A 21,399-nucleotide genomic window follows, 5' to 3' on the forward strand; every position below is an offset into this window, starting at 1 on the left:
TAATAATTAACTCGGTATCACAAAACAAATTGACTAATTTATTTTTTGATGTCGTTGTTATATTAATTTAATATCTTTACTTTACTATTCAGTTTTCAAAGAACAAAGAGAGAAAGTTCTCTCAAAACTAGATATATGACATGACATATTATTTGTCGTTAATATTTAATAATTTTTGTTGTATTTTTCAGCACTAAACTGAAAGGTGTACTCCGTAGAAAGGAGGTAATCCATCCCCACGTTCTCGTAGGGATACCTTGTTACGACTTCACCCCAGTCACCAGTCCTGCCTTAGGCAGTTGTCTCCGTAGTTAACAAAACCGACTTCGGGCATTACCAGCTCCCATGGTGTGACGGGCGGTGTGTACAAGACCCGAGAACGTATTCACCGTAGCGTAGCTGATCTACGATTACTAGCGATTCCGACTTCATGTAGTCGAGTTGCAGACTACAATCCGAACTGAGAATGGTTTTTTGAGATTTGCTCCACGTCGCCGTATTGCGTCTCTTTGTACCATCCATTGTAGCACGTGTGTTGCCCCACTCGTAAGAGGCATGATGATTTGACGTCGTCCCCACCTTCCTCCCGGTTACCCGGGCAGTCTCCCTAGAACGTTTAACTAAGGACAAGGGTTGCGCTCGTTGCAGGACTTAACCGAACATCTCACGACACGAGCTGACGACAACCATGCACCATCTGTCATTCTGTTAACCTCCACTATATCTCTATAGCTTTGCAGAAGATGTCAAGAGTGGGTAAGGTTCTACGCGTATCTTCAAATTAAACCACATGCTCCACCGCTTGTGCGGATCCCCGTCAATTCCTTTAAGTTTCACTCTTGCGAGCATACTACTCAGGCGGATGATTTAATGCGTTAGCTGCGCCGATGAGTTCCCCATCAGCTAATCATCATCGTTTACGGCGTGGACTACCAGGGTATCTAATCCTGTTTGCTCCCCACGCTTTCGTCTCTCAGTGTCAATATATGTCCAGTTAGCTGCCTTCGCCATGTTGATGTTCTTCCTTATATCTACGCATTCCACCGCTTCACAAGGAATTCCGCTAACCTCTACACAATTCTAGTTTGCCAGTATCCAATGCAATTTGGGGTTGAGCCCCAAGTTTTCACACCAGACTTAACAAACAACCTACAGACGCTTTACGCCCAATAATTCCGGATAACGCTTGCAACCTATGTATTACCGCGGCTGCTGGCACATAGTTAGCCGTTGCTTTCTGATAAGGTACCGTCAAGGTCAAGGCATTTCCTCCTCGACTTTTTCTTCCCTTATAACAGCAGTTTACAACCCGAAGGCCTTCATCCTGCACGCTGTGTCGCTCCATCAGGCTTTCGCCCATTGTGGAAAATTCCCTACTGCTGCCTCCCGTAGGAGTCTGGGCCGTATCTCAGTCCCAGTGTGGCGGATCAGTCTCTCAACCCCGCTAAACATCATCGCCTTGGTGAGCCATTACCTCACCAACTAGCTAATGTTACGCACCCCGATCCCCTTGTGAAGCTTTAAAGGCTCCTTTTATAAATACCTCATGCGAGATATTTAAGTATCCGGTATTAGCGCTAATTTCTCAGCGTTATCCCAATCAAGGGGGCACGTTAAGTACGTGTTACTCACCCATTAGCCGCTAAGTTCCGAAGAACTCCGCTCGACATGCATGTATTAGGCACACAGCCAGCGTTCATCCTGAGCCAGGATCAAACTCTCGAAAAAATTGACTGTCATGTACATTGTATATATCTAGTTTTCAAAGAACTTTTTTAATTTTATCTTGCAAATGTTGCTAATTTATTATAGCATAAACATTTTAATTTAAAAAACATTTTTTTAAAAATTTTTTTAAATTTCAGAGTTGCAAAAATTTTATAAGAAAACTCCTAAAAAAGGAGTTTCATTATTTTGTCCTCTGAAAACTGAATAGTAAATTTTTTATAATAATTCATTAAAATGTCTTGAATAACATCTTAACTTTTAAACCTATCAATTTATTAGTAATGGTCAGCTGAATGTATTACTACACTTACACTTCCATCCTATCAACCTCGTAGTCTACAAGGAATTTCAAGGGAATACTCATCTCTGAGGAGGCTTCCCACTTAGATGCTTTCAGCGGTTATCCCTTCCGTACTTAGCTACCCAGCTATGCTCCTGGCGGAACAACTGGAACACCAGCGGTACGTCCACTCCGGTCCTCTCGTACTAAGAGCAGCTCTCATCAATATTCCAACGCCCACATCAGATAGGGACCGAACTGTCTCACGACGTTCTGAACCCAGCTCGCGTACCGCTTTAATTGGCGAACAGCCAAACCCTTGGAACCGACTCCAGCTCCAGGATGCGATGAGCCGACATCGAGGTGCCAAACCTTGCCGTCGATGTGATCTCTTGGGCAAGATAAGCCTGTTATCCCCAGGGTAACTTTTATCCGTTGAGCGACTGCCGTTCCATGACGTACAGCCGGATCACTAAGTCCTGCTTTCGCACCTGCTCGACTTGTAGGTCTCGCAGTCAAGCACACTTCTACCTTTGCGCTCTACATATGGTTTCTGACCATATTGAGTGTACCTTTGAACGCCTCCGTTACCTTTTAGGAGGCGACCGCCCCAGTCAAACTACCCACCACGCACTGTCCCCCCACCGGATAACGGCGGCAGGTTAGAAACTCAACATACCAAGGGTGGTATTTCAACGGCGACTCCCTTAAGGCTAGCGCCTTAAGATCAACGTCTCCCACCTATCCTACACATGTTAGGCCAAGTTCCAATACGAAGTTGTAGTAAAGCTCCATGGGGTCTTTTCGTCTTGATGCGGGTACCCAGCGTTTTCACTGGGACCATAATTTCACCGAGTCTAGTGTTGAGACAGTTGAGAGATCATTGCGCCTTTCGTGCAGGTCAGTATTTAGCCGACAAGGAATTTCGCTACCTTAGGACCGTTATAGTTACGGCCGCCGTTCACCCGGGCTTCATTTCAACGCTTCGCATAAGCTAACGCATCCACTTAACCTTCGGGCACTGGGCAGGCTTCACCCCCTATACATCACCTTACGGTTTAGCAGAGAGCTGTGTTTTTGATAAACAGTTGCCCCTCACAATTTACTGTGGCCAACTCAAAGTTGGCACCCCTTCTCGCGAACTTACGGGGTCATTTTGCAGAGTTCCTTAACACTAGTTTTCTCGCTCGCCTTAGAATACTCATCTTGGGAACGTGTGTCCGTTCTCGGTACAGGTGACCGTTATTTTAAACGTTTAGAAGCTTTTCTTGGAAGCATGAAATCACATAATTCGCTCAAATGAGCTATGCATCATACATCCCAGTTATAGAGTGCGCATTTAACTACACTCACCAGTTTGCATTTACCCCCAAATCCAATAATGGGTAATGTTATCCTTCTCCGTCACTCCATCACTAATAACAGCCAGTACAGGAATATTAACCTGTTATCCATCGAATACGCCTTTCGGCCTCTCCTTAGGTCCTGACTAACCCTGGGTGGACGAACCTTCCCCAGGAAACCTTTCCCAATAGGCGTTGAGGATTCTCACCTCAAATCGTTACTCATACCGGCATTCTCACTTCTTAGCGCTCCACCAGTCCTCACGGTCTGACTTCACCGCCCTAAGAACGCTCCTCTAACGTACTTTCGTACCCGTGGCTTCGGTATTGTGTTTTACTCCCGTTACATTATTGGCGCAAGATCTCTTGACTAGTGAGCTATTACGCACTCTTTAAAGGATGGCTGCTTCTAAGCCAACCTCCTAGTTGTTTATGAAATCTCACAACCTTTCTGACTTAACACAATTTTGGGACCTTAGCCGACGATCTGGGTTGTTGCCCTCGCGAGCCGGGACGTTAGCACCCCGGTTCCGACTGCATGATAATACACAATGGTATTCGGAGTTTGATTATAGTCAGTACCGCTAGGCGCGGCCATTCCATATTCAGTGCTCTACCACCAAAGTTTAACATCACACGCTAGCCCTAAAGCTATTTCGAGGAGAACCAGCTATCTCCAAGTTCGATTGGAATTTCTCCACTATTCACAAGTCATCCGGGCACTTTTCAGCGTACTACGGTTCGGCCCTCCACTTGGGGTTAGCCAAGCTTCAGCCTGCTCATGAATAGATCACATGGTTTCGGGTATATGACAACATACTAAACGCCCTATTAAGACTCGATTTCTCTGCGGCTCCGCTTTTATCCACTTAACCTCGCATGTTATCATAACTCGCCGGTCCATACTGCAAGATGTACGCCATCACCCTTTAATGGGCTCTGACTAATTGTAAGTAAGTGGTTTCAGAATCTATTTCACTCCCCTCCCGGGGTTCTTTTCACCTTTCCCTCACGGTACTAGTTCACTATCGGTGTCTGGTTAGTATTTAGCCTTACCGGATGGTCCCGGCAGATTCAGACAGGGTTTCACGTGCCCCGCCCTACTCAGGATACTATCAGAAGTCTTTACCATTTCGCTTACGGGAGTATCACCCTCTTTGCTTAGCTTTCCCACGCTATTCTGCTATGATAAAGATTTGTAACTTCATGTAGATAGTCCTACAACCCCGACTAATGTCGGTTTGGGCTCTTCCACGTTCGCTCGCCGCTACTAATGGAATCATTATTTATTTTCTCTTCCTGTTGCTACTAAGATGTTTCAGTTCACAACGTGTCTCGTCTGTATAACTATTTGATTCATTATACAGCAACTAGAAATTACTCTAGTTAGGTTTCCCCATTCGGAAATCCCCGTATCGTAGCTCATATCCAGCTCCACGAGGCTTATCGCAGGTAATCACGTCCTTCATCGACTTCCAGACCCAAGGCATCCACCACAAACTCTTACTTATTTAAAAGTTGTAACAATATTTACCTATTTGTTTGATGTATTCAAAGACATTTCAATAAATTATTATTTTTAGAATAATAATTAACTCGGTATCACAAAACAAATTGACTAATTTATTTTTTGATGTCGTTGTTATATTAATTTAATATCTTTACTTTACTATTCAGTTTTCAAAGAACAAAGAGAGAAAGTTCTCTCAAAACTAGATATATGACATGACCTATTATTTGTCGTTAATATTTAATAATTTTTGTTGTATTTTTCAGCACTAAACTGAAAGGTGTACTCCGTAGAAAGGAGGTAATCCATCCCCACGTTCTCGTAGGGATACCTTGTTACGACTTCACCCCAGTCACCAGTCCTGCCTTAGGCAGTTGTCTCCGTAGTTAACAAAACCGACTTCGGGCATTACCAGCTCCCATGGTGTGACGGGCGGTGTGTACAAGACCCGAGAACGTATTCACCGTAGCGTAGCTGATCTACGATTACTAGCGATTCCGACTTCATGTAGTCGAGTTGCAGACTACAATCCGAACTGAGAATGGTTTTTTGAGATTTGCTCCACGTCGCCGTATTGCGTCTCTTTGTACCATCCATTGTAGCACGTGTGTTGCCCCACTCGTAAGAGGCATGATGATTTGACGTCGTCCCCACCTTCCTCCCGGTTACCCGGGCAGTCTCCCTAGAACATTTAACTAAGGACAAGGGTTGCGCTCGTTGCAGGACTTAACCGAACATCTCACGACACGAGCTGACGACAACCATGCACCATCTGTCATTCTGTTAACCTCCACTATATCTCTATAGCTTTGCAGAAGATGTCAAGAGTGGGTAAGGTTCTACGCGTATCTTCAAATTAAACCACATGCTCCACCGCTTGTGCGGATCCCCGTCAATTCCTTTAAGTTTCACTCTTGCGAGCATACTACTCAGGCGGATGATTTAATGCGTTAGCTGCGCCGATGAGTTCCCCATCAGCTAATCATCATCGTTTACGGCGTGGACTACCAGGGTATCTAATCCTGTTTGCTCCCCACGCTTTCGTCTCTCAGTGTCAATATGTGTCCAGTTAGCTGCCTTCGCCATGTTGATGTTCTTCCTTATATCTACGCATTCCACCGCTTCACAAGGAATTCCGCTAACCTCTACACAATTCTAGTTTGCCAGTATCCAATGCAATTTGGGGTTGAGCCCCAAGTTTTCACACCAGACTTAACAAACAACCTACAGACGCTTTACGCCCAATAATTCCGGATAACGCTTGCAACCTATGTATTACCGCGGCTGCTGGCACATAGTTAGCCGTTGCTTTCTGATAAGGTACCGTCAAGGTCAAGGCATTTCCTCCTCGACTTTTTCTTCCCTTATAACAGCAGTTTACAACCCGAAGGCCTTCATCCTGCACGCTGTGTCGCTCCATCAGGCTTTCGCCCATTGTGGAAAATTCCCTACTGCTGCCTCCCGTAGGAGTCTGGGCCGTATCTCAGTCCCAGTGTGGCGGATCAGTCTCTCAACCCCGCTAAACATCATCGCCTTGGTGAGCCATTACCTCACCAACTAGCTAATGTTACGCACCCCGATCCCCTTGTGAAGCTTTAAAGGCTCCTTTTATAAATACCTCATGCGAGATATTTAAGTATCCGGTATTAGCGCTAATTTCTCAGCGTTATCCCAATCAAGGGGGCACGTTAAGTACGTGTTACTCACCCATTCGCCGCTAAGTTCCGAAGAACTCCGCTCGACATGCATGTATTAGGCACACAGCCAGCGTTCATCCTGAGCCAGGATCAAACTCTCGAAAAAATTGACTGTCATGTACATTGTATATATCTAGTTTTCAAAGAACTTTTTAATTCGCAAATGTTGCTAATTTATTATAGCATAAACTTTTTAAATAAAAACAATTTTTATAAATTATTTTTGAGTATTTTTAAAAGTACTTGTTTAAATTTGCGTGCTATTATTATAACACTGCTTTTTGAAATAGCAAAATAAAAAACGCAAAATTCTTTGAATTTGCGCTTAAGTTAAATTTTAATACTTTTATATTAATAAATATCTTCGTTATTAAAGTCTATTTCACCAGTTTTAGAAGAAGCTTCAATGAGATCTTCTAAAATTTTGGGATTAGCGTTTTTGTTAACAACATTCGGGTCAATATTGCTAATATTGATTTCTTTCCCATAGTAGTAACTAATTAGTTCATTTGTTGAATTGTTTTCTACGTTTTCGTCTAATTGGGAAATATCTTTTTTAATTAAATTAGAACTACTCATTGATCAACGCACTATCTCATCTGAGTTTCCATAGACAGTATGGAACTTATGGTCAATTTGATTTTGAATATTTCGAATTCAAAACTCTTTTGTAAAAGGTAGTGCATTATTATGCTTTTGAATAAATAATTTTTGTGAAAAGGGGTGAATTTGTCTTCTTGAAAGAAGTTCAATTGGTCCTTTTTCAATAATGGTGTTATTACTAAAGATATAAAGTAGGTCAAAATTTTCTAAAATAAAATCTAAATTCTCACTAATAAATACAGGGGTAAGATCATTCATATCCATAATTTTAGAAAGTACCCGCATAAATTCATTCCGGGTATATTCATTAATATTATTTGAATCTTTAATAATTAATAAAGAAGTTTCATCTAAATAAAACTGAGATAGTTTAAGTTTGATTTTATCAACTTCTTTTTGCTCTTTATAAGCAATTAAGTAGTTAGCATTAGCAACTGAAACTGCATCATGGCATTTATAAAATCTTTGAAGAGTTAAAAAGTATTTATTGAATTTTTCACTTTCAAGGTTATCTAAGGTGAAATTATAAAAGTTAGTAAGAAGCTCTTCATAAAAGCTAAATTGCATAAATTTAGTGAGCGAGCTAGAATATTCATCGAAAATATTGCTTTGGTGCTTGTGAAAATTGTTTCTGGTGACAATTTGAGCTGAAGTGAATTTTTTCAAAATAAAGAAGATTTCTTTTTTAGTTTTTTTAACATTAGTTACTAATCTTTTTAAACGATTTTGCTTATTTTTAATTAAGTTGTTAAAAAGTTTCTTTTGGTTATCTTCAGATCATTTATATTCAGCTTTAGCTAAATTTAATTTTTCATGAGTATTTAAAATATCAAGCTTATTTTGTTGAGTGATTTTATTTTCAATTTTCTTATTTTTTAATTCATTAATTTGGGCTTCGGTATCTTTGATGGTTTTTTGAATCTTACGCATTTTATTATATGAATGAATAATTCATTTATCTAATGAAAAGCTAAGTTCATTAAAAATAAAAAGCTTAAGAGCGCTTTTATAAGAAATAGTTAAATTTTTCTTATAGCTAAAGTTCATATTTTGAACAAAGAAGTCAGCTTCTTGTTCCATTATATTTTTAAGGTTTCATAAATCATTTTCAGAAAGAAAGGCAATTTTTTTGAAATTAGTTTTGAAAGTATGAGCAATTTTTTCATAAGCTAAAATTTGCTTTTCAAGAAACTCAAATTCTTTGTTCCCTTTTTTATTAATAATTAATGATTGCTTAAATTTTAGTGTAGAAATTTTAACTTTAATATCTTTTAAGGTTCTTTTTAAAAACTTGGATGATTTATACTTAATTTGTTTTGCATAATCTTTAAAAAAGTAAAGATCATATTGATAGTTTTTAATTTTAATATCATTAATTACGTATTGCATTGACTTAGAGTCAATTAATTTTAAATAATAAAGTTCTTTTTCTAAGTGCTTAATAACATCCTTTTGGTTAGACACTTCTGTTTTAAAATAATTTTCTTGAAGTAAATAATATTTTTCAAAAAGATCTTTAATAATTTCAATGTAAACTTCAAATAAATTGTTTTGATATTCACGAGTAATTTCATTTAAATGACTATGGATCTGAATCAGTTCATCTTTAATAACAACTTGCTTGTTTTTGATTTTAGAATAATGGATGTTAATTTCTTTAAGAAAATCATTGTTAAGAGCAATGATTTTTTCAGCTTGGCTCGCAATGATGTTAAAAAAGACATTTTTTAAAGTGATTTTTAAGTTAGTTGAAAGGAGCTTAAAAATGTCTTTTTCTTTTTTTGATGGTTTCATTTTGCTACAGATATTTCAGATACTAAAAAGCGGGATATCATTATCTTTTTCTTTGATAATGTCGCTAAGGTTAAAAACTGAAATTTCATCAAAGACATCTTTTTTATTATGAAGCACATTCCTAATTTTATAGCTGCTACTTTCGTATTCGAAAAGAGATAAAAGTACTTCTTTGTTTTTTAAAATTCCATTGTAGAGATTATAAAAATTTAAAACATCATTTTTTTCACTAATATAAAAAGCAGCCTTTAAATTTTTATAGATTTCAAGTTCAGGGATATAAAGCGTTTTTACAGGGTAATTTTGATCATAAATAAATAAATTTTCGAGTTTAATAAAAAGTTTTTTGTCCATACAAACTCCAATTATTTATATGATAAATTTTTGTTTTTATCAATTAACTTAGAAATGATTGTATATGAATAATAAATAACAAAGATGTTGAATCAAATTTTAAGCGGTGAAGAGATCACGTGTTGCAAGATTCAAAGTAATATTTCACTATTATCATTGCTTCCAAGTGCATATAAGTCAGCAAAAGAAAGGATTGGAACATTAATAAGTTCTAAAAACCCTGAGAAAATAATAATTGGAACTATTTTTAAATAAGTTGAACTTTTCATTTTAAATCTTGAAATTGTAATCATGAAAAACTGACTTGAAATTCCAGTAAGCATCAGAGCTAAAATTCCTCTTCGGTCTTTAATTAAACTTCTTTGAATTAAATCATCTTTAACCACAAAACCAATGTATCAGACAATAATTGCAATAATAATTAATAAAAAGAGCATTCCAACAATCATATTAATGTTTTTAAGCATTGAAATGGTTCCGTATTGTTTTACATAAGTTCTTTTATTGTTGAAGTAAATAACTTTGGAAGCATATTTATTAATAAGCTTTTCATCATTTTTAGCTACAGCTAATTTATATTTATCTCCATAGTATTGAATTTTTGCGCTATAAACTTTAATCCTAAATTCAACCCCAAAAGCATAATTTAAAAAGCGGATAAAGAATCATCCAAAAATTCCTGAGACAACTCCATTAATTGTTGCTGCAAGAGTATAAAGCGGGTTATAAGTAGCTGGCGGGATAAAAATTAGCGAAAGCAAATCAGAAACTAATCCAACAAAACCACCAATAAGTGGTCCAAAGATAAATCCGGTAATTTTAATTGGAAGCCCTAAAAAAGAAACCTTGTAGGTAGGAAGAGCAATAATTGGGACAAGTTGCGCTGAAATAATTGTAAAAGCAACAGAGATAGAAATCAAGATAGCAACAAAAACCATCTTGCGGATGGTTCATTTTTGAATAATCCCTAAATCTCTTATTCATTTAAAAAATGACAATTGACCAATTACCTTTTTCATATTTTTATATTTTATATTAATATTTTCGAATTGTTTTATTATTTTATTTTAAATACTCCGCATTTTATATGCAATCAAAAGATATAATTATATTAGTTGCAAAATACGTATGAAAAAAGGAGGGGGGTTGAAAATGAAAAAAATTTTCAAAAATAAATTGTTATGACTTTCACTTGGTGGGGTTACTTCAGCATTTGGTTTTACTTCATGTGCTCAAAAACAGGAACAAAAACAAGAAGATGATTATAGCTTAACATTTAAAGCTTTTGAAAATTATACAAAAGAAGCGGTAGCGGATTCATATAAATCCGCTTTAGCTCTTTCAAATGCTTTTTATAATAATTCTTTTGAAACTTCTGATGATTTAGATTTATTTATAAAGCAAATAAATGAAAAAGGAAAAAATAAAGAAGTTATTTACAAAGGTGCTAAAACTCTTTTTGGGTCACAAAATTATATTGGTAAAATAAACAAAATTAAAAATGATTTCATTTCTTTAATTGAATATGCAAGCAAAGAAGGAAGAGATAAAATTATCTTAAAAGGTAAATTAAAAGAATTTATTAAAACGGTTCTTAAATCTGTTTTCGGAAAAGATTCTTGACTTCAAAATATTAAGAGTTTTTTAAATGATCTTCAAACAAATCAAAGCGATCTTTTAAGCGCTTTAACTAGCAACACTTCAATGCTAAGTTCAGGAAGCGATTTGCCTTTTGCAATAACAAAAGAGACGATTGACTTAATGCTTAAAGATAATGAAACTTTTGATTCATCGTTAGAATATCAAATCAATCAATTAAGTGATAGTAATATTCTAGCATTGTTTTTTGCCCTTTCAGAAGTTGATCAAAAAAGCAAACAAACAATATTGGACCTAATTAACAGATTAAAAAATTGAAAAATTGAAAGTGATAACGATTTAACAAAATTAAATTTTTACGACATTCTTTTGCAATTCAAACCAAATCCATTATTAGATGAAAGAGTAAAGAAACTATATTTTAATTTAAACGACATCATATATAATGGTGGTGAAAAAGTTAAAAAATTAAGCAAAGATGAAAAAAATAAATTTTTACAACTCCTAAGAGAGGTGAAAGAAGAAATGAAATATAGTAGTGGAAGCATTTTCGGAGATAACAGCCGGCTTTGAACACAATCAGCCAATCTTTTTAGTTAATAACCGTAATTAAAAACCTTTCTTTACCAGGAAGGGTTTTTAATTAATAAACATTTACACAAATATATATAATTTAGTTAATTAAAAATATTAAAAAAGGATCAAAAGATGAAAAAACTTTTTAAAAACAAATTATTGTTACTTTCACTTGGCGGGGTGGCTTCAGCATTTGCTTTTACTTCATGCAACAACACAAAAGCAGCTACTGAAGAAGAAAAACAAGCCGATAATCATGTTGTTAAATTTGAAGAAATGAAAACAACTCAAATTCAAATTTGAGGTCAATTACTTGCTATTTTTAAAGCAATAAATGAGGAGATTTCAAGTAATGCATTTGAAAATGAGCAAGATTTGAATCATTTTATTGATAAATGAAGTGAATTGAATTTTTTTGAAAAATACAAAGAGTCGATAAAGAAACATAGTCAAGTACTTTTTGGAGTTAATTACCTTGCGAAAATAAATCAACTTAATAAAAATTTTATTGCTGTTATTGAAGGCATTGCTAAAGATGAAAATCCATCAGTAATTGAAAACAAAGTAAAAGCACTTGCTCGTTTATATATGACATATGTTTTTGGAAAAGATAATACTTTCAAAAATATGCAAAACTTCTTCGCTTCAATTCCTACTCAAGATAAAGAACTTGCTACAATAATCTCCATGGCTTTACCTAGCATATTAAAACTTCCTGTCGCAAATATTCCAAATATGGGTATTCTTGTTGAAAAATTAGCTGGAGGCCAAATTAGTGAAGAGGATATTGTAAATGAAATTACTAATGTTGTTGTTCCAGTGCTAATGAATTCAAAAGAAGAATTTAAAAAGATTGTAGATTTACTTAAAAATAAAGAAATTAAAAATGAAAATGATTGATTTGATAAAAAAGAAGCGCAAAAATTAACGGATGCTTTATTTAAAGAAGGTGCTCCTAACGAATCATTATGAATTTTTGATTTATTAATTAATAATGGTGAAAAAGTAAAACAATTAAGTTCAAGCGAAAAAGCTAAAATTTTAGAATTTATGAGATTAATGAAACAACAAATTGCAGAAACTCTCCCATTATACCTATCAAGTTTTGAAGCACTTAAACTTATCATATCTCCTGAATAATAATTAACAAAAACTGACACAGTCATTGCTGTGTCGTTTTCTTTGCAACCTTAAATAACTTCACCACCAATACGGTTGTTTTCTTTATCCATTTCGGTGATTCTGGCTTTAATAACTTCACCTGGAGAGAATGATTCATAAATAGTTTTATCTTTTAAATTGATTTTACTAATGTGAATAAAAAGTGATTTTTTAATGCCGATATAAACAAATAATCCAAAGTCTGTGATGTTTTCAACAGTTCCTTCAATTTCTGTCCCAATGTGAAGATCTTCCATTTTAGTAATATCTTTTTTAAGAATAAATCCAGTTTTATTTCGATCAATATTTTTAATCGGATTTGATAAAGCTTTGATAATTAAGTCTATTTCATAAAAATTGCTATTATATTTAGCTGCAAGTTCATTAGCATCTAAAAATGATAAATCAACACCTTGTTCATTTGGAGTGATTTTATAATCCTTAATAATTGTATTAGCAAGTTTATATGATTCAGGGTGAATGAAGGTTTTGTCTAGGAAGTTTTTAGAATTGAAAATTCTTAAAAAACCAATACATTGCTCATAAGTTTTAGCGCCAAGGCCTTTAACTTTTTTAATTTGATTTCGATCTTCAAAATTCCCAAGCTCTCTTCTGAGTTCTAAAATGTTTTTAGAAGTGCTTGGTTTAAGCCCTGAAACATGAGTAAGAATTTCTTCGGTAGCTGTGTTAACATCTACTCCGATTTGGTTAACAACTTTTGAAACCTTAAATGCTAAATATTCATCTAATTCTTTTTGATTTAAATCGTGTTGGTACTGCCCAACCCCAATTGATTTAGGATCGATTTTAATAAGTTCATTAAGTGGATCTAAGAATTTTCTTCCAATATGAATAGCGCTTCTTTCTTCAACGCTAATATCAGGAAATTCTTTTAAAGCTATTTTGGAAGCCGAATATACACTGGCTCCAACTTCAGAAACAATTGTATATTTAACGTTTAAATTGTTTTTAGAAATTATTTCAGCTACAAATTCTTCAGTTTCTCTTGAAGCAGTTCCGTTTCCAATGACAATAATAGAAACTTGAAACTCCTTGATTAAATCCAAGATAATTTTTTTAGCTTTATCCACTTGTTTTTGCGGTTCATGTGGATAGATTTTAGCAAGCTTTAATAAATCACCGTTTTCATTTAATACCGCCATTTTGCATCCGTTTGCATACCCTGGGTCAATTGATAAAACAATATGATTGGTAGTTGCTGGAGCAAAAAGCATTTTTTCAACATTATTTGAAAAAATTTGAATTGAAGCTTTTTCGGCTTTTTCAAATAAATCATTAAAAATTTCTCTTTCAATACTTGGCAGAATTAACCTTTTTAAAGAATCTTCTATTGCTAATATAATGTTTTTATGGTTGAATTTTTGCTTAATATATTTTCTTGCGATGATATTTTTTAGAAATTCTTCTTGATAAACAAAATCTAGTTTTAAGATTTTTAAATTCACTCCACGGTTAATAGCAAGCACATTATGATTTTTAATGTATTTGATCGGAATGATAAATTCATAATAAATTTTGAATTTATTTTCTTCATCATTTGCGCCCTTTTTAAGGGAAGTTTGAATTTTTCCATATGTTAAAATGTTGTTTTTGATTTGCTGACGAACATCTGGATCTTGACTAATTCATTGGGAAATAATGTAAAAAGCGTTTTCAATTGCCATTTCAGTTGAACCAACTTTTTCATTTAAGTATTTTTGAGCTTCTTTTTTGATATCAAAATTAGGGTTTTTGTTTTCTAAAATGATTTTTGCAAAAGGCTCAAGACCCATTTTGATAGCTTCACTAGCTTTTGTAATTTTTCCCAATTTAAATGGTTCATAAATTGCTTCCACTTCACTTTTAGTAGTTGCATTTTTAATTTTGTTTGCAAGTTCTTCAGTTAAAATGTTTTTCTCTTCTAAAATAGCAAGGATGCTCTCTTTTCTTTTATTTAACTCTTGGTTATATTTATAAATTGACTCAATTTGGTAAATTTGCTCTTCATTAAGTCCACCAGTGGCATCTTGTCTATATCTTGAAATAAAAGGAACTGTGTTCCCTTCACTTAAGAAATTAAGTACTATTTCAATTTGCTTAGTTGAAATATTTAGTTGTTTTGAAGTATCTTTAATTGCTTTTTCTATCATTTTATTTACCTATCATCTTTTTAAATCTACGGTGTTCTTTTTGACTGTTGATTCTCATTGAATCAAGTAAATTCATTACATCTTGTGTATCAAAAACAACAGGAAGCTTATCACTTTGTTTGTGAATTAATTTAATTTTTTCAATTAATTTATCTTCTGTTACTAATAGAACGTGTTTTTGAATATTGCTTACATCAATTTTGGTATCTTTTGGAAAGACGATAATTGAAACTTTAGGGAATTTCTTTCCAATTGTTTTTTGAAAGTGAGCAAGGTGTTTTTCGTTTTGCAGAATTGGGTTTTTAATCTTAATTTTCTTGCTTTTTGAATTAGATAAATAAAGATCGGGTTTATTACCATCGCCATTAATTGTCCCTTGATAAGCTTTATATTCTAAAACAATTGCGAATTTATCGCTAATAATAAAAGAATCCAGCTCATACATTTTTGAATCATATGAGTACATTCCGCCTTCTTTAAATTTAAGTTCTGGAATGTCTAAGTTGTTTTTGATTAAATTGTTGACTTTCTCTTCAAATTGATACCCAATATTTAAGTTTTTACGATATTTTCATAAGTATCAATAAAGGAAATAGCCAAATGCTGCTAAGATGATTAAAGTAAAAATGACAATAAGAGCAATAACTGCATTTGAATCAATTACTTTAGATACAGCTTGGACTGTTTGTTTAGCTTTTTCAGTAGTAGCTTCACCGTTAGCTACTTCAATATTATTATTTGTTGAATCCATTTCTCTCTCATTTCAATCGCTATTTAAACATTAAAAATAGTGGTTTTATATTCACTTCCATAAATTTTATCAAGTTGTTCTTTATATGAATTAATTTGAAGTGGATATTTTGTTTTATCTCTTCCATCAATTAAATTGTACGGATAAATTGTTCCATTTTCATTTCAAAGTTTAGCACTTTGCACAAATTGAATAAAAAGAATTGTGTGATTTGTAACATATTCATTTTCATCATTTAAGTAAACTAAAGAATCATTTTTTAACGCTCCAAATAGCACACCAATTGGCAGCGCATCTTGATTAATAACCAAGCTTCCGCTTACACCACCAACGCTTTTATTTGCTTGATCACTTCGATAAGCTACTCCATAAAAATAAGGTAAATCTTCTCCGTTAAATTTAGCTCCATGATCTGCTATTTGTTTATTATGAAATTCGTCAAGTGGTAGAAAAGGAACTTCTTTTTTACCATATCAATCACTTCGATTTAAAGAATTTAAATCTTTGTCTAAAACATTAGAAAAAATCCCTTGCCGCTGAGCTGAATATGAAGGAAATCCATACACAAAAAGAGAATTTGGTCGATAACGATATTTCAAGTCTCTATTATCTTTTAAAATATTACCTAAAAAATTAGAAATCTCTTGTGCTTTTTCATAAGTATTTACTTCGTTTAAATTACCTAAGTTATCAACTCCAATCATATTTGCTCTTGCTTGTCAAAATGAACGATAATCGTAGCTTGAATAAGGGATTTCCTTATTAAACATTGAAATATCATTATTTTTCACTTTCGCAATTGATTCATCAATTAGTCTTGGAGCTTCGATAACTAATTGTTTTAAGATAGGTATATTTTTCTTTACTTTTGAATATTTACTTACTTTTAAATCTCATTCAATTACAGCAAAATCAGTGTAATAAACTTTATTTTCAACATAATCTGGATAAGCTTCTCGTTTCATAAAATTACGAGATAAAAAGAAAGTTCTAGGTAAATTATCAAGCGAAATTTCCATATATTCTAACTTACCATTAAATACAGAATTACTATTTCCTATTGCAATAAACAGACGAGAAATAGCTTTATTTCTATTTGGCTGTCTATATTCTGGATAATCAAATTTGCTAAAAAGTTCAACAGCAACATGATAGTTTGTTCCAAAAAATAGCTTGTATTCATCTTTTTCTTTAATTAATTTGTAATCAAGTAATCAAAGAGTTCCAGCAGTATAAGTTCCATCATCAAAGTATGTTACTAGTGAAAAACTACGTTTTCTAATTTGATCTAAATACTCATTATTTGTACTCAATTTGTAGTAATTAGGAACCGCGTCATTATATTTATAAGCATTTGGAAACTCATTGTAGTAATATTCAGCTGTTTTAGAGCTATTTGCATCTTCAGTAGCAGAACTTTCTTCAGGTGAATCATATACTACATTTTCAACCCCATTTGTTTGTTCAACATTATTATTTGAGTTTGAATTTTCGCTGCTTTTTTGATTTTCGTTAACATTGTTTTCTAAAAATTGATCATTAGTGTGTTCATTGTTTGATTCTAGATTATTACCAGATTGACTTTCATCATCGTGAGAACTAACTTCTTGATCTGATGGATTATTTGAATTTTGATCATTTTGGTTTGGTTCGTTAATCGGAGTAGAATTATTTTCTTTGTTATTTTCACCACTTGGAAGCTGAGTATTATCTTCTAAAACATTATTATCATTTTCACTATTATTAGTATTAGAAGTTCCTTCAAGCTCTTTATTATTTTCTTCTTGTAAGTTGGGATTTTCTTTATTGATAGTTTCTTTTTCAACTAAATCTGAGGCATTTTCATCATTTTGATTATTAGTAGTTTCTTGCGATTCACCTGCTACACTCTCATTATCTAAATTAGAATTTTCATTGGTTCTCTCATCATCATTAGAATTATTTTCTTGAGTGTTTTCAGTAGGGTTTTCAGCTTTATTATTAAATGAATTCTCACTTTCTAAAGCATTGTTATATACTTCTTTATTTGTGGATTTTTCACTAACTAAAGTATTTGATTTTGGTGAATTGCAACTAAAAAACGCACTAGTTCCAAAAACTAGTGAAATTACAATTAAGATTAATTTTCTGAACTTTTGAATTATCATGAAAACTCTTTCCAATATTAATATAAACAAATTATAAAGAATTAACGAAAAAAAGAAATAAAGATGTAAAAAACACACCAAATGCTTGATGTGTTTAATGTTTAGAAAATATTAATGAACTTTAGCAACTACTGTATCTAAAGCGATTTCATCACCAATTTGTGCAACGAATTCAACATTTGTGTGTGTTGATTCTGAAAGAACTACAGCAATTACATCACTTTGAATATTTTTCTCTTTAAGTAATGAAAGGTCTACTTTAGCAATTAAATCACCAGCTTTAATTGAATCACCAGCTTTTACTAAAGCTTCAAACCCTTCTCCGTTAAGTGTAACTGTGTCAATTCCAATGTGGATTAACATTTTTACACCTTCTTTTGTTGTAATTCCATATGCGTGTTTTGTATCAAATACTAAATCAACAACACCTTCAACTGGAGAGTGAACATTTCCTACTTTATCAGCTTCAAAGGCGATAGCAAAACCATCACCCATCATTTTTGCAGAAAATACTCCATCATTAACTTCTTCGATGTTTAAGAATTTTCCTCTTGCAGGAGTTTTAATTTCAACATTTACTGTTGAAGATTCTGAAACTACTTCTTCTTGCTGTTCAACAACAGGTTGTTCAAAAGCAACTTCTTTATCTTTATTTTCTGCTTCTCATTTAGCAATGATTTCTCTTTGTCCTTTAATTTTTGAATTTAATTGTTCAGCAACAGGTCCAAAAATAGCTTGAACATGGTGTTGTCCTTCAACTTTAATACCGGATGCACCAGCTGCTTTAAGAGCATCTTGATCAACTAATGAAGCATCAACAACGTCGTATCTAAGTCTTGATGCACAGTTGTTAAATGCAGTAATGTTTGAAAGTCCTCCGTAAGCTTGAACTACTGCTAAAGCTTTAGGATCAACTTCACCTAAAAGACCATCTTTTTTAGCTAAGAAATCTTTTTTAGTGAATAATTTTGTGTTGTTTCCTCTTCCTGGGGTTTCAAGGTTGAAACGTTTAATAAAGAAGAAGAATAATCCAAAGTAAATTGGGAAGTATCCAAGTCCAATAACAAGTGATCATCAGAAGTGTGTTCCTTTTTGAACTGGAATAATTCCGTAAATTGTTAAGTCTAATAATCCTCCTGAGAATGCCATTGGAACATGCACACCAGCAAGGTTAGCAAACATGAATGAGAATGCACATAAAACAGCATGTACTCCTCAGAATAATCATGGTGCTAAGAATAAGAAAGTAAATTCGATAGGTTCTGTAACCCCTGTTACGATACATGTAACAACAGAAGGAAGAACTGTACTTAATGCAACTTTTCTATTTTCTTTTGGAGCTGCTAAAATCATAGCAAGACCAGCTCCTGGAAGTCCAAAGATCATAAATGAGAATTTACCATCCATAAATCTTCCGATTTTAAATCCTAATTCATTTGAAACAAATTCAAATAATGGTAATGAATGTCCTTGCCCATTAACTGTTCATGTAATAGTGTTGAATGGGAATTTTAATAATGCATTTGAAGTTGTTGAATCACCAACATATTTTGTAGGTTCAGCAGAAACAGCTTTAATAAGTTCAGTTAAACTTTCTCCTGGAACCATTGTTTGTTTAGCTGTAACAAAACCATCTTGTCATACTTTTAATGACTCACTAAGATCCCCACCAGCATTTGAGTATCAAAGCGGAGCATAGAACACGTGATGTAATCCAAATGGAACAAGTGCTCTTTCAACAAATCCGAAAATAAATGATTCAAATCCGTAAGGAACTTTTCCTAACGCATTACCAAAAGCACTAAGACCAACCCCTACTCATGGTCATAAAAGAAGGTAAGCAAATGCTAAAACAATCATTGAAGGCATTGTTATGATAGCAACAAAACGTTTTCCTCCAAAGAATGATATAACTTGTGGTAATTGAATTTGGTGGAAACGGTTGTAAAGTCATTGAACAACAAGACCAACTGTTAATCCTCCAAATACTGATGTTTGTAATGATTTAGTACCTAAAGTAGTACCTACTAATGCTTTAAGAGATTCAGGATTTCTTCCAGCACCACCAAAAAGAATTGTGTAACCTTTAAGAACAGATTCTTTAACTGAAACTGTAGCTTCTTGATTGGTTGTTCCCTCAAGAATCCCTTTTACATTTTTGGTTTCTTCAACCATATGATCTCAAATAAATACGCTTTGAATAGCATTGAATACAAAGTATCCAATAATTGCTGCAAAGACTGCGACCCCAGCTTCATCAGTGAAAGCTATAACGAATGCAGCAGCAAAAAGAAGTGGTAAAGCACTAAAAACAGGATCACCTAATTGGGCAATGAATTTCCCAAAAGTTTCTCATCCAGTACCTACTCCTGCACTAGCAATTGCGGCTCCAACTCCAAGGAAAAATCCGGCAATAGCCATAACAGAAATAGGTAACATGAATGCGCCTGAAATTTTTGAAAGTACCTTACGAACATTCTTTGAAGAGCTATTATCTAAATTTTTAGGTTCTTTTTTTCTTGAAAAAAAAGACACTTTTTGAAATAAAGACTTCATTAACGTCCTTTCTATATACTTTATGAAATTTAAATTTAATTTATAAATTGTAAAAAATTGTAAAAATTTTACTTTTTAACTATATCAAAATTGAAAATTTTTTTACAAAAATGGATCATAAAATGATAAAAATGCAATAAATATAAAAAATTTCCACATTTGTGGAAGTGTTATGCTAACTGACTAGTTATAAATGAAATTCCAATGATACAAAGTACAAGCCCAATTATTAGTGGTGATTGGTATTTAGCTCTTTCTCATGAAGGCACGTAAAGTCCCGTTTGATCATAAGAAAGGTGTTTTTTCTTTGGGTGGTTAATTCTGTATTGCTCAAGTTGTTTTTGTTTAAACTCTTTCATTTTTCTCGAAGTAACTGTATAAAAAAGAAACACAGTAATCCCAAGAAGCAAAAGTAGAATTCCCATTATTATTAAAACAATTTTTGTGCGATTATCAGTTTGTGAAGCTGAAGCAATAGTTGCATTATTTTCAGCTTCTAATAAGAAATTTAAAAGTGTATTCATAAAAATAATTTTACAATAAAAACAATATTTTGGTATATTATTAAAATATGAAAAATATAATTAAAGTTAAAATTGAAATTCAAAAATATTCAAAAATTAAATACGAATATAACCGTAAAACAGGTGAAATTGAAGTTGATCGTATTTTAAGAGGAGATTTTAAATACCCTGCAAATTACGGTTTTATTCCTAACGCACTTGACTGAGATGGTGATGAACTTGACGTACTTGTTTATTCAGAAGAAACATTTATGCCAGGAACTACATTAAATGCTCGTATTATTGGTGCTATGAAAATGATTGATGATGGTGAAACAGATACAAAATTAATTGCTGTGCATCACGATGATTACCGTTTAGATCACATTAATACACTCGAAGATCTTCCGGCTCCATTTATTGATACAGTAAGAACTTTCTTTTCAACATACAAAAACTGAAAACGTCCAGGAATTACATCAGTTAATGGATTCGAAGATGTTCAGTGAGCATTAGAAGAATATGCTGAATGTGTCGAATTAATGGATAAATACGGATCAATGGATAAAAAAGAATTCATTGAAAAAATGATGAAAGAACACCCAGAAAAATATACAGCTTAATTTTAAGTAACTAAAGCCAAATGG

At 33.4% G+C, this 21,399-nt stretch carries 10 protein-coding genes and 3 rRNA genes; 3 read left to right on the forward strand and 10 right to left on the reverse strand.

Annotation, left to right across the window (positions count from 1 at the left end):
- Positions 1-218: 218 nt before the first annotated feature.
- The 5 genes from EXC51_RS01250 to EXC51_RS01270 all read right to left on the reverse strand — a co-directional run bounded on the left by EXC51_RS01250 (position 219) and on the right by EXC51_RS01270 (position 10,328).
- Positions 219-1,728: ribosomal RNA gene (locus EXC51_RS01250) — 16S ribosomal RNA — on the reverse strand.
- 254 nt (positions 1,729-1,982) lie between these two features.
- Positions 1,983-4,868: ribosomal RNA gene (locus EXC51_RS01255) — 23S ribosomal RNA — on the reverse strand.
- A 286-nt stretch (positions 4,869-5,154) separates the two neighbouring features.
- Positions 5,155-6,664 (reverse strand): 16S ribosomal RNA (locus tag EXC51_RS01260).
- The 16S and 23S rRNA genes sit together here, the layout of an rRNA operon.
- 245 nt (positions 6,665-6,909) lie before the next feature.
- Complete coding sequence (locus EXC51_RS01265; protein WP_129620154.1) at positions 6,910-9,309, reverse strand: MAG1360 family OppF-related protein; 2,400 nt, start codon at positions 9,307-9,309, stop codon at positions 6,910-6,912.
- 11 nt (positions 9,310-9,320) lie between these two features.
- Positions 9,321-10,328 carry an ECF transporter S component gene (locus EXC51_RS01270; protein WP_129620155.1) on the reverse strand — a complete coding sequence of 336 codons (1,008 nt, stop codon included), beginning with the start codon at positions 10,326-10,328 and terminating at the stop codon, positions 9,321-9,323.
- A 133-nt stretch (positions 10,329-10,461) separates the two neighbouring features.
- On the opposite strand from EXC51_RS01270, the gene EXC51_RS01275 reads away from it, so the two are divergent.
- A complete protein-coding gene (locus EXC51_RS01275) occupies positions 10,462-11,508 on the forward strand; it encodes a hypothetical protein (RefSeq protein WP_129620156.1) in 1,047 nt (348 codons plus the stop codon).
- 108 nt (positions 11,509-11,616) lie between these two features.
- Entirely contained in the window at positions 11,617-12,624 is a 1,008-nt protein-coding gene (locus EXC51_RS01280; protein ID WP_129620157.1) for a hypothetical protein, read from the forward strand.
- A gap of 50 nt (positions 12,625-12,674) precedes the next feature.
- Here EXC51_RS01280 and EXC51_RS01285 read toward each other — a convergent pair whose 3' ends face one another.
- From EXC51_RS01285 to EXC51_RS01305, 5 genes are all read right to left on the reverse strand, one after another.
- Positions 12,675-14,795: a Tex-like N-terminal domain-containing protein gene (locus EXC51_RS01285; protein WP_129620158.1), complete on the reverse strand. Its 2,121-nt coding sequence runs from the start codon at positions 14,793-14,795 to the stop codon at positions 12,675-12,677.
- A 1-nt stretch (position 14,796) separates the two neighbouring features.
- Positions 14,797-15,546 carry a nuclease-related domain-containing protein gene (locus tag EXC51_RS01290; protein WP_129620159.1) on the reverse strand — a complete coding sequence of 250 codons (750 nt, stop codon included), beginning with the start codon at positions 15,544-15,546 and terminating at the stop codon, positions 14,797-14,799.
- Between the two features lie 23 nt (positions 15,547-15,569).
- Entirely contained in the window at positions 15,570-17,693 is a 2,124-nt protein-coding gene (locus EXC51_RS01295) for an MIP family Ig-specific serine endopeptidase (protein WP_129620160.1), read from the reverse strand.
- Positions 17,694-17,804: 111 nt separating this feature from the next.
- Complete coding sequence (locus tag EXC51_RS01300) at positions 17,805-20,249, reverse strand: PTS transporter subunit IIABC (protein WP_129620161.1); 2,445 nt, start codon at positions 20,247-20,249, stop codon at positions 17,805-17,807.
- A gap of 170 nt (positions 20,250-20,419) precedes the next feature.
- Positions 20,420-20,773 carry a hypothetical protein gene (locus tag EXC51_RS01305; protein ID WP_129620162.1) on the reverse strand — a complete coding sequence of 118 codons (354 nt, stop codon included), beginning with the start codon at positions 20,771-20,773 and terminating at the stop codon, positions 20,420-20,422.
- A gap of 47 nt (positions 20,774-20,820) precedes the next feature.
- Here EXC51_RS01305 and EXC51_RS01310 point away from each other — a divergent pair, with 47 nt between their 5' ends.
- The gene (locus EXC51_RS01310) at positions 20,821-21,375 is read left to right on the forward strand and encodes an inorganic diphosphatase (protein ID WP_129620163.1); all 555 of its coding nucleotides are present in this window, start codon (positions 20,821-20,823) and stop codon (positions 21,373-21,375) included.
- Positions 21,376-21,399: the final 24 nt, after the last annotated feature.

The organism is Mycoplasmopsis gallinacea, assembly GCF_900660495.1.
GTDB lineage: Bacteria > Bacillota_I > Bacilli_A > Mycoplasmatales > Metamycoplasmataceae > Mycoplasmopsis > Mycoplasmopsis gallinacea.